General features: G+C 61.4%; 15 protein-coding genes and 2 pseudogenes. 5 read left to right on the forward strand and 12 right to left on the reverse strand.

Going from position 1 to position 11,544, the window contains the following annotated elements; genetic code table 11:
- Window positions 1-135: pseudogene (locus tag SO140_RS44275) on the reverse strand (DNA-binding transcriptional regulator); the annotation flags it as partial.
- Between the two features lie 149 nt (window positions 136-284).
- Between SO140_RS44275 and SO140_RS44280 the strand changes: the two are divergent.
- On the forward strand, window positions 285-1,268 hold the full coding sequence (locus tag SO140_RS44280) for a VOC family protein (RefSeq protein WP_498544085.1): 984 nt from the start codon (window positions 285-287) through the stop codon (window positions 1,266-1,268).
- A 74-nt stretch (window positions 1,269-1,342) separates the two neighbouring features.
- Here SO140_RS44280 and SO140_RS44285 read toward each other — a convergent pair whose 3' ends face one another.
- From SO140_RS44285 to SO140_RS44330, 10 genes and pseudogenes are all read right to left on the reverse strand, one after another.
- Window positions 1,343-1,951, reverse strand: coding sequence for a sll1863 family stress response protein (locus tag SO140_RS44285; RefSeq protein WP_449381883.1), 609 nt, complete (start codon window positions 1,949-1,951; stop codon window positions 1,343-1,345).
- Between the two features lie 67 nt (window positions 1,952-2,018).
- Window positions 2,019-2,249, reverse strand: a complete 231-nt coding sequence (locus tag SO140_RS44290) for a hypothetical protein (RefSeq protein WP_498544086.1) — start codon at window positions 2,247-2,249, stop codon at window positions 2,019-2,021.
- Between the two features lie 214 nt (window positions 2,250-2,463).
- A pseudogene (locus SO140_RS44295) lies at window positions 2,464-3,250 on the reverse strand (3-hydroxybutyrate dehydrogenase).
- An 83-nt stretch (window positions 3,251-3,333) separates the two neighbouring features.
- Window positions 3,334-4,125, reverse strand: a complete 792-nt coding sequence (locus SO140_RS44300; protein ID WP_474798193.1) for an acetoacetate decarboxylase — start codon at window positions 4,123-4,125, stop codon at window positions 3,334-3,336.
- A gap of 31 nt (window positions 4,126-4,156) precedes the next feature.
- On the reverse strand, window positions 4,157-5,329 hold the full coding sequence (locus SO140_RS44305) for a DUF3734 domain-containing protein (RefSeq protein WP_449381886.1): 1,173 nt from the start codon (window positions 5,327-5,329) through the stop codon (window positions 4,157-4,159).
- A 488-nt stretch (window positions 5,330-5,817) separates the two neighbouring features.
- A complete protein-coding gene (locus SO140_RS44310) occupies window positions 5,818-6,426 on the reverse strand; it encodes a PepSY domain-containing protein (RefSeq protein WP_449381887.1) in 609 nt (202 codons plus the stop codon).
- A 16-nt stretch (window positions 6,427-6,442) separates the two neighbouring features.
- A complete protein-coding gene (locus tag SO140_RS44315) occupies window positions 6,443-7,081 on the reverse strand; it encodes a hypothetical protein (RefSeq protein WP_449381888.1) in 639 nt (212 codons plus the stop codon).
- 40 nt (window positions 7,082-7,121) lie between these two features.
- Window positions 7,122-7,340 carry a hypothetical protein gene (locus SO140_RS44320; protein ID WP_449381889.1) on the reverse strand — a complete coding sequence of 73 codons (219 nt, stop codon included), beginning with the start codon at window positions 7,338-7,340 and terminating at the stop codon, window positions 7,122-7,124.
- 20 nt (window positions 7,341-7,360) lie between these two features.
- Window positions 7,361-7,519, reverse strand: coding sequence for a hypothetical protein (locus SO140_RS44325; RefSeq protein WP_449381890.1), 159 nt, complete (start codon window positions 7,517-7,519; stop codon window positions 7,361-7,363).
- The gene (locus SO140_RS44330; protein WP_449381891.1) at window positions 7,516-7,722 is read right to left on the reverse strand and encodes a hypothetical protein; all 207 of its coding nucleotides are present in this window, start codon (window positions 7,720-7,722) and stop codon (window positions 7,516-7,518) included. Before SO140_RS44330 ends, SO140_RS44325 begins: the two co-directional genes overlap by 4 nt.
- Window positions 7,723-8,248: 526 nt before the next feature.
- Between SO140_RS44330 and SO140_RS44335 the strand changes: the two genes are divergently transcribed.
- Window positions 8,249-8,686: a hypothetical protein gene (locus tag SO140_RS44335; RefSeq protein WP_449381893.1), complete on the forward strand. Its 438-nt coding sequence runs from the start codon at window positions 8,249-8,251 to the stop codon at window positions 8,684-8,686.
- An 11-nt stretch (window positions 8,687-8,697) separates the two neighbouring features.
- Window positions 8,698-9,354, forward strand: a complete 657-nt coding sequence (locus SO140_RS44340) for a TetR/AcrR family transcriptional regulator (RefSeq protein WP_449381924.1) — start codon at window positions 8,698-8,700, stop codon at window positions 9,352-9,354.
- A gap of 13 nt (window positions 9,355-9,367) precedes the next feature.
- Here SO140_RS44340 and SO140_RS44345 read toward each other — a convergent pair whose 3' ends face one another.
- Window positions 9,368-10,030 (reverse strand): TetR/AcrR family transcriptional regulator, encoded by a 663-nt coding sequence (locus tag SO140_RS44345; protein ID WP_449381894.1) that lies wholly within the window; start codon window positions 10,028-10,030, stop codon window positions 9,368-9,370.
- Window positions 10,031-10,233: 203 nt separating this feature from the next.
- Here SO140_RS44345 and SO140_RS44350 point away from each other — a divergent pair, with 203 nt between their 5' ends.
- Window positions 10,234-11,088 carry a histidine kinase dimerization/phosphoacceptor domain -containing protein gene (locus SO140_RS44350; RefSeq protein WP_449381925.1) on the forward strand — a complete coding sequence of 285 codons (855 nt, stop codon included), beginning with the start codon at window positions 10,234-10,236 and terminating at the stop codon, window positions 11,086-11,088.
- The coding region (locus SO140_RS44355; protein ID WP_498544087.1) for an efflux RND transporter periplasmic adaptor subunit at window positions 11,085-11,544 on the forward strand (460 nt) is incomplete at its 3' end. The genes SO140_RS44350 and SO140_RS44355, both read left to right, overlap by 4 nt.

Genomic DNA, 11,544 nt, shown 5'->3' on the forward strand with positions numbered 1-11,544 from the left:
GAGCCGGCGCGCCACGTCGCCGGCCCGGATGCCGCCCGAGCGGTTGACCTCGCGCAGCACGTCGAGACCCCGCTTGAACGCGCGGACGCCTTCCGACTGCCGCGGCGGTCCGCTCCGCGTCCGCTCCTTGGACACCCCGAAATTCCTCTCTTGTCCCCGCCCGCGCCGACAATATCCTCGTTGGAAACGCGAGGCGACTGCAAGACCGTACCTTAGTGGTGTATGGCGTTGAGGCAAACTTGGCGCCTGGGGGTTGGAGCCGTGCGGTCGCCGGAGGAAATGGGATGGAAATTTGCGCACTCGGCTACATCGGGATCAAATCGCAGCAGCTCGACGACTGGAGCCAGATGGCGACCCGCCTGCTTGGCATGCAGCAGGTCGACCGCGGTGGCGCGATCCGCGCGTTCCGCATGGATGACCGCAAGCAGCGGCTGATCGTGGACGGCAGCAGCGACGCCGGCCTCGGTGTGATGGGCTGGGAAGTAGCGACCAGTGAGGACCTCGACCGCCTTGCTGCCCGCCTGGAGGATGCCGGCGTCAAGGTCAGGCGCGGTTTGCGCGCGCTCGCTGATGAGCGCCACGTCGGCGAGCTGATCTCGTTCAGCGATCCCGCCGGCAATCCGCTCGAAGCGTTCTGCAAGCCCGAACTTGCCTCCGAGCCGTTCCGGCCGGGACGGCCAATTTCGGGCTTTCGCACCGGCGCGCTGGGGATGGGCCATGCCGTGCTCAATGTCGAGGATGTCGAGGCGCTGCTGCCGTTCTACCGCGACGTGCTTGGATTCAAGGTGTCGGACTTCGGCCTGAAGCCGTATCGACTCTATTTCTTCCACGTCAACGGCCGCCATCACAGCTTCGCCATGGTCGGCTCGGGCAAGAAGGCGATGCATCATTTCATGGTTGAGGTCGGTAGCCTGGATGACGTCGGCCAAGGCTATGACCTTGCCCAGTTAGAAGAAGAGCGTATTGGCTATACGTTGGGGCGCCACACCAATGACCACATGACCTCGTTCTACGTCAGCACGCCTTGCGGCTTCTTCATCGAGTATGGCTGGGGCGGACGGGTCATTGATCCCACGAGCTGGCAGCCCCACGAGACCTTTGACGGGCCCTCGCTGTGGGGGCATGAGCGGTTGTACATGCCGGAGGAACAGCGCAAGCGTCTGCGCGAGATGCGTCTGGCGGCGGCATCGCGCGGGGTGCGCGTGCCGGATCCCAGCGTGCAGCCATTAAACTGCGCGTGGCTCGATGCGGTGATCGCGCAGGAATGATTGCCGAGTTCTGATCACCCTCCTTGGGATAGCCGGGGAATGTTGCGTGTTATCAACATCCCCTAGAGATTGTGTTAGCCTTTGGGCGCCGAGCCCTTCAAGGCATTCCATGCGGCCTGGTTGGCCTGGTCGAACGCCTTGCGGGATTCCGCGAGCGCCGCACTCAACACCGACCAGGACTCAGTGCCCGCCTGCTTTAGCTGCTGCACACGCGATTCCGCCTCGGACGCGTTGGTCTTCATCTGCTTGAGAGCTGCGTCGAAGTCGCCGGTGTGGGCCGCGGCAACTTTTCCGGCCGCCTCCCGGAACTTGTCCACTGCTTCGCCCCAGGCCTTTGCCTGCGCGGCGGCGACCTGCTTGAACGTGGCCTGCTGCTGCTCGATCTGTTTGCCGGCGCTTTCGAAGTAAGTCTTCATCTGCGCCTCGAACCCGTTCCACTGCTTCTCAAGGTCCGTCTTGGTGCGCGCCCAGGCAGCTTCGCCGGCTTGCGCTTGCGTCTTCAACTGCGCCTGGAATTCGTCGCGGCGCTCCTTCAGATCGGCGACGATCTGATCGGCTTTGACCTTGGACTCGGCCTTGGCCTCACCGGCTTTGATCTCGAACGAAGCTAGTGCGGCATCCATCTCGTCGATCCGCTCCTTGGCCCAGTTCAGATAAAAATGCATGCTGCTCTGCTGTGACATAGCCGTCTCCGTTGACTTGCTGAAGTGAAATGATCCCTGAGCTTGGCTTCGCTCGCGTTGACCTGCGTCAACCATGTCTCGGCTTGCAAGCTGCTGTGCGCCAATCAACTTGGCCCTCAAGCTGCCAGATGAGGAAAGGACATTGTCCTTTGTGGCAGGCAATTTGCTCGGGTGATGGCTGCTGCTGGCTTCGCATCACGCGCTCCGCCTCGATTGCAGCGTAGAAATCCTGCGGAGCCTTCAGCTCTGCCCTGGCGGGCAGCACGTCCTCGTTAAAGGCGTCCTCGCGCAGGCGCAAGGCCTTAGTCACGTTCTCATCTTCGGCGAGGGCGAGAAGCGTGCCTCTCGTAACATGCGCTCCGAGCGGTTATGCCGGCGCAAGACCTCGCTGCCGTCGGGTTCATCGGTCTGGTTGCTGCTTACGGTGGGAGACATAGCTTTGACGTCCGGGTTGCGAGCCCACGACGGCATTAACGTGCCGTCGCGCGCTTCTGAAGCCGAATTGTACCGCTTTACGTGGCTGTCCAGCCGCCATCGACGGCCAGATTTGCGCCGGTGATCTGGGCAGCGTCGTCGCTGCACAGGAACAACGCGAGCGAGGCCACCTGTTCAACAGTGACGAATTCCTTGGTGAGCTGCGCTGCGAACAGGACGTCGTTAATCACCTGATCCTCTTCATGCGCCGCGCCTCCATCGTATTCGGGATTTGCTTTTCCACGAGCGGTGTCCAGACTAGCCGGGGCTGATGCAGTTGCAGGTGATCTTCGATCTGGCGAGCTCCAATGCGACTGTCTTGGTGAGACCGGCGATGCCGTGCTTGGCCGCTACATAGGCGGACTTGAACGGCGAGGCGACCAGCGAGTGCGCTGAGGCCGTGGTGATGATGCGGCCCCAACCGCGCTTCTTCATGCCGGGCACGGCAGCGCGGATGGCATGGAAGGCGGCGGAGAGGTTGATCGCGATGACCGCGTCCCACTTCTCGACCGGAAACTCCTCGATTGGAGAGACGTGCTGGATACCGGCATTGTTGACGAGGACGTCGACGCTACCAAGCGTCTTCTCGGCAAGGGAGACGAGATCGGCGATCTCTTTCGGCTTCGCCATGTCCGCGGGCGAATAGATTGCCTTTACCGCAAAATCGTGCTCGATCGCAGCGCGCTCCTTCTCGACGTCGGCCGGCGCACCCATCCCGTTGAGCACGATATTGGCACCGGCGCCCGCGAATGCGCGGGCGCACGCAAGGCCTATGCCGCTGGTTGAGCCGGTTACGACGGCCGTTTTACCCTTCAGAATTCCCATCTCGTTTACCTTATCTGTGGCTCGCAAGAAAAATCGAAGATTTGCCAGCCGGAACGTCCTTCCGGCTTCCCGCGACGTTCTTTTTAGAAGACCAGAGCTTTTTCCTCGGCCCGAAGCGAGCGTCGAACCGGTTGTTGCAGATAGTCGTGGACCACTTTCCCGAGACCGAGCGTGAGGTCTGCTAGGATGTGAACGGCGGAGACGATCTCCAGGACCGGCAACTCGGCAACGGGTGCCAGAGCGTGGGGCATCAAGGCGAGAGCTGCCGGCCCAGTCCAGGCTCCTTTCAGCACGATGTCCTCGAGGTGGTATTCGACGAGTTCGCAGATGCGCGGACTGCCATCGACGTGAGGAATGATCTTGAGCAGGAAGTTCGGCTCGTTGAGAGCGGCGTTGACGTTCGCCAGCTCGGCCTCACGGTGCTTGTAGCCCATTGTGCCCGTTGCGATCCGGACTGGACCGTAATCCAGCGTGCCGATCAGCGTGTCGATTTCGGTTCGTAAGGTCGGCTGCGCGAGCTTCTTCGGAAAACCCCAGAGCTCGCGTCCACCTGCAATGGGCCCCTCGTCGTTGAGAAACATGCAATGCGTGTAGCCGCCCTTGCGCCCGCGGAAAGAGATGGGGATGACCTGGCCGCTTTCCGTGTAATCGCCGAAGCCGTTGGAGTCCGGCATACGAATGAACTCGTATTTGACGAGTGCCTCGCGGCCGTCGATTTCGAGCGGTTCGGGCACGACTGCGCGCAGCTTTGCCGGATCGGTGCGATAGGTAATGATCAGGTACTCGCGATCGGTGAACCGGTAAGGCCCCGGCGGATAGACCGGGTTGGTGAGCGGCATCGCAAAAGCCCGCTGTTTGACGTCAATTTCACGCATTCGCGTTCTCCCAAAAGGTTGGTCCGCCGAGCTACTCGCGGCCATCATGCTCAAGATCAAAGGTGAAGACGCCGTCGGGGCTGGAAGGACGAGCAAGCACCTCGGGATGACGCAGCGTGCGCAGCGCGTCGTGATAGCCAGCGCGCCAGTGGTCCTGCATCGAGAGGCGGGAGAATTCGTAGTCCTTGGAGTGGCCCTCGTGGTTCCGCGCGCGATAGATCAGGTGAACGATGTTGTAGACATTCTGGGAGACGGCCGTGCTGAGGAGCTTCACGTCCTCGTGTTCGCTGAGATCTTCGGGAAGGCGGCCTAATAGATCGGTAAGCGCGCGACGCAGGCGCTGCACACGCTTGAACTGGTCGGTGCTGGCGCGCGTACGGCTCGAATACTGGATCTCCTTATGGCGAGTGACGACTTCGGCCATGTTGCGGGGAATTTGACCGCGCGCGCTCCAGAGATCGACCTGGAACGCAAGCATGTCCTGCGCGGCGCCCCAATCGATCACCCACTGCAACGGCGTATTGGAAACGAGACCTCCGTCCCAATAATGCTCGCCCTCGATCTCCACCGCGGGAAAGCCAGGAGGCAGCGCGCCGCTCGCCATGATATGCTCCGGCCGGATCGTATGCGACGTGTTGTCGAAATAGACGAAGTTGCCAGTTCGCACGTTCACCGCACCCGCGCTAAAGCGCGTCGTTCCTGCGTTGATGCGATCGAAATCGATCAGTCGTTCCAGCGTGGTCTTGAGCGCACCGGTGTCGTAGAAGCTGGTGGCATCGCTCGTTCCATCGGCGTGAAGCCAGGGTAGAAGGGGGCGCGCGGAGAAAAATCCGGTTGCGCCGCATGCCGCAGCAAAGCCCGCGCTCATCTGGTTGATGAGATTGCGCGTATTGTCGCTGCGCGTCCAATCAAGGAGGGGACCGCCGGACCAGTTCCACGGGCCCGTCGACGTCACCTGCGCCCAGAACTCACGCAGTCGCTCGACCCGGGCTTCGGGCGGATTGCCGGCAATGATGGCAGCATTGATGGCTCCGATCGAAATGCCGGCAACCCAATCGGGGTGGATATCGGCTTCCGCCAGGGCGTCGTAGACGCCGGCCTGATATGCTCCGAGGGCGCCGCCGCCCTGCAAGAGCAGAGCGATGCAATCAAAGGGTAACCGCCGCTGAGCGGTTGTGAGGTGAGGTCGAGGTTGGAAGTTCATGACGGGCGTGCTCTTGAGTTTGCAATGGCGTGAGGCCGATGATGTCGGCTGATCGGATACGAGAAGATCGTCCGAGGTGCTGAGCAGGAGATAACTAAAGCGACCACTCCCTGAGTGGTTTCGCGTGCGTCACTGCTGCTGGCGACTCCACCTCGTGTGGCTGTTTGCCGTCAGTTTGGGGCTTCGCGCCGATATGCAGAGGTGGCCGGCCGACAGCAGTGCAGGCAGATTTGCCGTGGCGCGGGTGGTCAGTTGCCGAATCGGGCAGCGGATGGCCCGGTGGCGCATCTGGAAGCAAGCTCGCGCATGCAAGCGTGGCGACCAGGGCGAAGCTCAGGCATGCGAGCCGCGGCTCCGGTCTCAACCGACCGGCCAGATTTCGAATGATGGACACAGGTTGACCTCAGAAAGAAAATATACCGTATAGTTTATTTACTAGCGGATAGGGTGCTAAAGCAACTCACGAGGTCGTGCGTTGGTCGGTCGTGTCACCGGTCGAGCTGGGGCGACGCCTGCTTTCCGACTTTGGGCGGCTCGAGCATGACCTCCTTCAGGCGATCGCCGCTGGCGACGACGATCACGAAGTTCAATTTGCCGTCCTGCTTTATCAGTCCTCCGGCCAGCGCGTTGCCTTCGGCGGCCTTTTCGGCGACCCTCACGGCATCCGACAGCTCATGCTTGATCCACTTCAAGGCGATGATGTTGGAGAGGTCTTCTCGATCCAGCTCCTTCAACGACGAAGCAACTTCCTTATTTGTCACGCTTCCGGTGTTCGCATCTATGACGTTTTCCCAGACCCGCTCATCCTTCACTGTGCGCACGCGATAGACGGATGGACCGGGTGTCTCGAAGCTGACGTCCGCGGTCTTCGAGCCCTCATGCAGGTGCTCGGCGATCGCAATCGCCTGGCTGAGGGGCACCTGCGTCGCCCGAAATTGCTCGAGCACGCGACGAATCGCCTTCTCCTCGCTCTCGCTCTGCGCGACTGCGCCTCGACTTTCGGCGTCCACAAGCGCGCGGCTAACCTCGGCGGCCGCGCCGGTCGCGGCGAGCGTGGCAGACATTAGCAGGACGGCGAATAGGAGCTTCTTCCGCATTGGTAAGTCCTTAGTTTCAGCCACTAACGGTGACGAGTAAATTGACGTGAGGGGACGAGAAGGCATTGAGGCAAGAACCGCGCTCGCGGCTCCAATGGCACCAGCCGACAGGCCTATCCAACCTCGGACCACGAACGGATCGTCGCGGCTTCCCTTTCCGTGACTGAGTGGGCTTGTGCTCTGCTGCCGAGCTGAGCCCGCCGCGTCTCCTGTCTGGACCCGTCGGATCGGTAGCAGGCGGTCTCAGCTCCGCCATGCTTTCGCGGAGGCGTAAGTTAGTCGGTGCCGTGGCGCGACTACTGTCGGCGACATCGGTGTGCCCGGGCAGACCCGGCGGTTGTGCGGCATCGACCACGGCCGCGCCCGGGGTCTTCGAGAGAGCCCCGGCGATTGCGTTGTCCGCGAACACCGCGACGGGCTGGTTGGTGTCGATGATGGCCGCTTCTGGTTGCTTCGCATCGGAATGGATGCGGATCGGCGGGAGGACCGGGGCCGATTCTGCGAACCTGCCGGGCAGTGGCGCGGGAAGTACCCAATCCGCTGCCAGCAGCAGCAACAGCAACGCTCCCCCGACCGAGAGAAAATAACTCCGCAACGGAAGTTCGGCCTCGACCAAACTGCTCGCGTGCCGCGACAGAACGGATTTCCTGCTCATGACAGCGGGCTCCCGACGGTAGAATGACGGTGGTTCATTGTCAGATGCTCCAGGGTCGGGGACGTTTGCGCGCGAGTGCGACATCGACGTAGCCGCGCTCGTCAAGCCATTCTCTTGGGCAACAGGTGGTGGCCGCCGGGTCGCTCGTGTATCCGTCGCGCGCGAGAGCCGATCGAGTGCCCGTGAGCCCAGTCCAGATTTCACGCCCAGTGGTCGGATCGATTTCGATGACGTCGAAGACTTCGATGTAGTTCAGCATGTGGATCTCGGGCGTAATCGTCAGGCAGCGCGCCGCGCGGTTTGGTCGACATCCTCGAGCTCAACTCCCCTGCGCACGAGCTCCGACTCGACCATGTCGAATACGTATTCAACCGGTGCCAGCCAGAGCGTGACCCAACAGATAATGCAATCGCGGACGAGTAGCAGCGCCGACGTCATGGGGCAGCCCTCCGTTTGCCGGCGTATGCCAAGGCCGGTGGTTCGCGGTCGACGAGCGCGTGTACCCAGGCGAGCAATGAAATCGAGATGCCCAGTAGCAGGCTCACACCTACGAGAAACAGCGCGACGACCAGATTGAGGAACGCGACCGCAAGTGCCGGCCAGGGATTTTCCCTCGCAAGCGACAACAACAAGGTTGACATTTCCCAACTCCTAAATAAACTATACCGTATATTTCATATACAGCCTGGACCCCTAGGTCTGTCAAGTCTGCAGACTCACAAGCGTGTGTTCGGGCGAGGAACGGCGGGGATTGCGGAGCCTGAGGCTGCGCTTCTCGATCGAAAAACGGCTGCGTGAAGCAGGGAAAGGGTTCGCTATGTTCAAGTCCGCCTTTGTCTACACCGTGGTGGTGCTGGCCTCGCTCAACAGCGCGAGTGCCTTCGCACAGGAAGAGCGCGGGCGCCCGAGCAAAGGGCGGCATGTGCGCCGGACGCATTCCGATTATGTGCCAGCTACTTCCCCGACCCGACGCGGGTGGAGACCTGTCTGAGGCAACGAAAGTCGGATCTCAGCGAGGCCTGCCGATCGGTGTTCGAGCAGGGTGCGGCCGCTGCCGCGGTTAAAGCCAGATAGAGGGACGTGTGCCCGAAGCGGCGGATGGGAGCGTTTCTCGGCAAAGTCGCCGCGATTCTCGGTCCTGTCGGGCACCAAACAAGGATGAGCGCCATGAGTACAATGTATGTTCCTGCCTTGGCCGCCTTCGGCGGCTCAGCTTTTGGGGCAGTCTCGACAATCATCAGCGGGTGGATGACAAGGCGCCGGACGCTGCGCGAGCGCCACCATGCCCATGCCTTCTCGAAGCGCGAAAAGCTGTATCGTAGCTTTATCGAGGAGGCCTCGCGACTTTACGCCGACGCGCTCGTCAGCGATCGATCCGAGATCCCTGCGCTCGTGCATCTGTACGCGCTGATTGGTCGCATGCGTATTTTGTCCAGCGATGAGGTGGTTCGCGCGGCAGAGCGGGTAGGCCGTCTGATCGTCGAAGCCTACCTTGCCCCGAACAGATCATTCGTCGACTTGCCCAGTTTCATGGAAGAGATGGACCCGTTGCGAGAGTTCGGGGAAGCGTGCAGGCGCGAACTGCAGATCATTCCGTCCCGCTGAGGCCAGACGTGATGAAACGACAGCCAGCGCCTCGGAATAGTTCGTCTAGTCCGCATCGACGCATCATTGATGCGGCGGTTCGTTCATACCGCGACTTCGGATACAGGAAGACAACGGTGGCCGATGTCGCGCGAGGAGCATCGATGTCTTCGGCCAACGTCTATCGGTTCTTTCTCTCAAGGCGAGCACTTGAAGAGGCCGTCGTAGCGGAACTTCTGGAGGAAACATTCATGGCAGCTGCAACAGCGGTTCGCAGGGATGCCTCGGCTTTGCAGCGGCTAGCCGGTACCTTCAGGGCATTGTCGCAAGTGCATGATTTTCGGGTGGCGAACGACACCAGATTGCACGAACTGGTGGCTGCTGCGGTGGCTGCCAATTGGCCGGTTAGTCTTGCCTACGCCGACAGGGTCCGCGGAGTGGTGCGGTCCATCATCGCTGCTGGACAAGCCAGCGGCGAGCTTCGACCGGGCAATCCGACGGTGCTGACATGCTGTTTGCTGGAAGCGATGGATACCTATGTCAACCCGTCACAGACCAGATCGTTGACGGTCCGGCCAACCTTCGAAGAGATGATGAAGTTTTGCATGGGCGCGCTCCGCTATGGAATGCCCCTCCAATTGGTGGATGTGCAGCCTGATCTACGTCGAGCGACGGTCTACCAGAGCTAATCGGCCTGCCTACTCATGGCGTCCAGTCTGCCTCACAAGCTGCGAGAAAAAAGCCGACGCGTTCGCGCATGAAAGAGGGCAGCTCCTTTTTCAAATCTTTCGGTGGTTCGCCCACCAGAGACCGAAACAGCATCGGAAGCAGGATCAAATCCAGGAAGATCTGAGCGGTGGCGAGACTTCGCTTCCCGCTAAAGGGACCTTTGGGTGAGCGCGCGAGCCTCTGAGTTGCTTCGTTCAAAAGCTGGGAAACGGCGCTTACGGAGCGGTCTCGCGCAGCGTCGTGCACGTTGCGGCTCAACTCTGGGAAGCGCTGCGCCTCGGCAATCGTGGCGCGAACCATGCCAAGAGATTCCTCAATCACCCTTTCCACGATTGCCGTGCCAAGGCTCATGAGCTTGTCATGGAGCGTGCGGCCTTCAGGAGTGAAGCCCTCGAAATCCGTCAACCCGCTGATGGTGCGGGCTACGACCGCCGCGAACAGCGCTTCCTTGCCGGGGAAGTGGGCATAGATCGTCGGCTTGCTCGCGGGAGCCATCTCAGAAATGTCGTCGATGCTGGCGCTCCGATAGCCCTTCTCGAGAAACAGCTGCTGGGCCGCATCGAGAATGCGGGTCTGCGCGTCGCCGGCAAGATCCTTGGGCGGCCGGCCCCGCTTCGGGCTGATGGTCTTCTTCATACGTCGAACTCCCAGTCACGAGTCTGTGCGCGTCTGCTTCCGACTTGACACGGGCCTTGGAAAAATGCAAGAAAAAGAAAATATACGGTGTAGTATATTTAACGCTGCCCTGGCGGCATCGGCGGCTGCGCCGGATGGTCGGGGGCGCAAAGGGTAGGCGTTCGGCCCGATCATCCGAATCGATTGTGGAGATTGTCGTGACTATGTTCACCCCAGACCCGCAGGCTTTGCAGGAAGGTGCCCTGCTGCGCGATCTGCATCACAGGGTCTCCAATGGAGTCGCCTCGGCCATTAGCTTGGTTTCTGCCGCGGCCATTCGAGTCGAGGGACCGGAGGCGAAGCACGCCTTAAGCGACGTCGTCGAACTGCTGCATGGCTACGCCGACGTGCACCGGGCGCTGGCGATGCCGGGGCGCGAGACGCTAATCCAGGCTTCGACCTATGTCCGCAAACTGGGCTGCGCCATGCGCCGGGCGCTCCTGGATCGAATGGACATTCAGCTTGCATTTGCAACCCAGTCACTCGCGCTTCAACCGGAGCGTTGCTGGCGGCTTGGCCTGATCGTCCATGAACTCGTGACCCATGCGGCAAGGCACGCCTGTTTCGAAGGGCGTGCCGGACAGATCAAGATCAAGCTGACGCGCATCGGTGCCCTGGCGAATTGCGTGATCGTGGATAACGGCTCGCGCTCCGCACGGGACGCCTCGGACAATAAATTGCGAATTGCCAAAGACCTTGCCAGAGCCCTCGGTGGTCGAATCGAGCAGGGTTTTGGAACCGAGTTCACGTCGGTTGTCCTGTCGTTCCCACTGACCGAGCGCGAGCGAGGCGCGAACTGGACTATCGCAACGCGTCAGTTGAAGCCCCCGCGCAGTACGCGAGCGATTGGAAAGCTCGCTGCGAGAGCGATCGCCCTCGATCAAGGCAGCCGCCTTGTTGCAAGCCAACCCGAACGGAAGCTTTCTCGCCAGCACGGGGGCGAATTGGCTGTTCCGCGCCAGGCCCCTGATGTGCTGGGCGAGTTGTTGTCACCTCCCCATCGCACGGACGCGCCATGACATTCCAGGCTTCCAATAATACCCGCAACCTTCGATCTCGAGGTGCGTCGAAGGCTCTCGTCGTAGCGGTCGCGCTTGTCGCAACCGCGCTGGGCGGCTGCAATGACCACGCCGCACCGACGAGCAGCCGCGCAGCGATTGTCCGCACGGCGGTCGTGCAGCCGCGGGAACGGCAGGCCTCCCTCACGTTGACCGGCGAGGTCCAGGCGCGCTTCCATGCCGATCTCTCGTTCCGCATCAGTGGCCGCGTGATTGCGCGCATGGTCGATGTCGGCGCGCACGTTAACGCAGGCGAGGTCCTGGCGCTTATCGATCCGGCGGAGCAGCAGGCCGATGTCGATGCCGCGACTGCGGCAGTGGCGTCCGCGGAAGCTCAATTGCGTGTGGCGAAAGCTACCTTCGAGCGGCAGAAAGCGCTGATCGCAAGCGGCTTCACCACCCGCACGGTCTACGATC

Source organism: Bradyrhizobium sp. UFLA05-108, from assembly GCF_059803455.1.

What these genes read in the sequence shown, in the direction of transcription:
- SO140_RS44300 (WP_474798193.1), bottom strand. Translation starts at nt 4,125, where the DNA reads ATGCGTGAAATTGACGTCAAACAGCGGGCTTTTGCGATGCCGCTCACC.
- SO140_RS44305 (WP_449381886.1), bottom strand. Translation starts at nt 5,329, where the DNA reads ATGAACTTCCAACCTCGACCTCACCTCACAACCGCTCAGCGGCGGTTA.
- SO140_RS44340 (WP_449381924.1), top strand. Translation starts at nt 8,698, where the DNA reads ATGAAACGACAGCCAGCGCCTCGGAATAGTTCGTCTAGTCCGCATCGA.
- SO140_RS44345 (WP_449381894.1), bottom strand. Translation starts at nt 10,030, where the DNA reads ATGAAGAAGACCATCAGCCCGAAGCGGGGCCGGCCGCCCAAGGATCTT.
- SO140_RS44280 (WP_498544085.1), top strand. Translation starts at nt 285, where the DNA reads ATGGAAATTTGCGCACTCGGCTACATCGGGATCAAATCGCAGCAGCTC.
- SO140_RS44330 (WP_449381891.1), bottom strand. Translation starts at nt 7,722, where the DNA reads ATGTCAACCTTGTTGTTGTCGCTTGCGAGGGAAAATCCCTGGCCGGCA.
- SO140_RS44350 (WP_449381925.1), top strand. Translation starts at nt 10,234, where the DNA reads ATGTTCACCCCAGACCCGCAGGCTTTGCAGGAAGGTGCCCTGCTGCGC.
- SO140_RS44325 (WP_449381890.1), bottom strand. Translation starts at nt 7,519, where the DNA reads ATGACGTCGGCGCTGCTACTCGTCCGCGATTGCATTATCTGTTGGGTC.
- SO140_RS44285 (WP_449381883.1), bottom strand. Translation starts at nt 1,951, where the DNA reads ATGTCACAGCAGAGCAGCATGCATTTTTATCTGAACTGGGCCAAGGAG.
- SO140_RS44320 (WP_449381889.1), bottom strand. Translation starts at nt 7,340, where the DNA reads ATGCTGAACTACATCGAAGTCTTCGACGTCATCGAAATCGATCCGACC.
- SO140_RS44310 (WP_449381887.1), bottom strand. Translation starts at nt 6,426, where the DNA reads ATGCGGAAGAAGCTCCTATTCGCCGTCCTGCTAATGTCTGCCACGCTC.
- SO140_RS44315 (WP_449381888.1), bottom strand. Translation starts at nt 7,081, where the DNA reads ATGAGCAGGAAATCCGTTCTGTCGCGGCACGCGAGCAGTTTGGTCGAG.
- SO140_RS44335 (WP_449381893.1), top strand. Translation starts at nt 8,249, where the DNA reads ATGAGTACAATGTATGTTCCTGCCTTGGCCGCCTTCGGCGGCTCAGCT.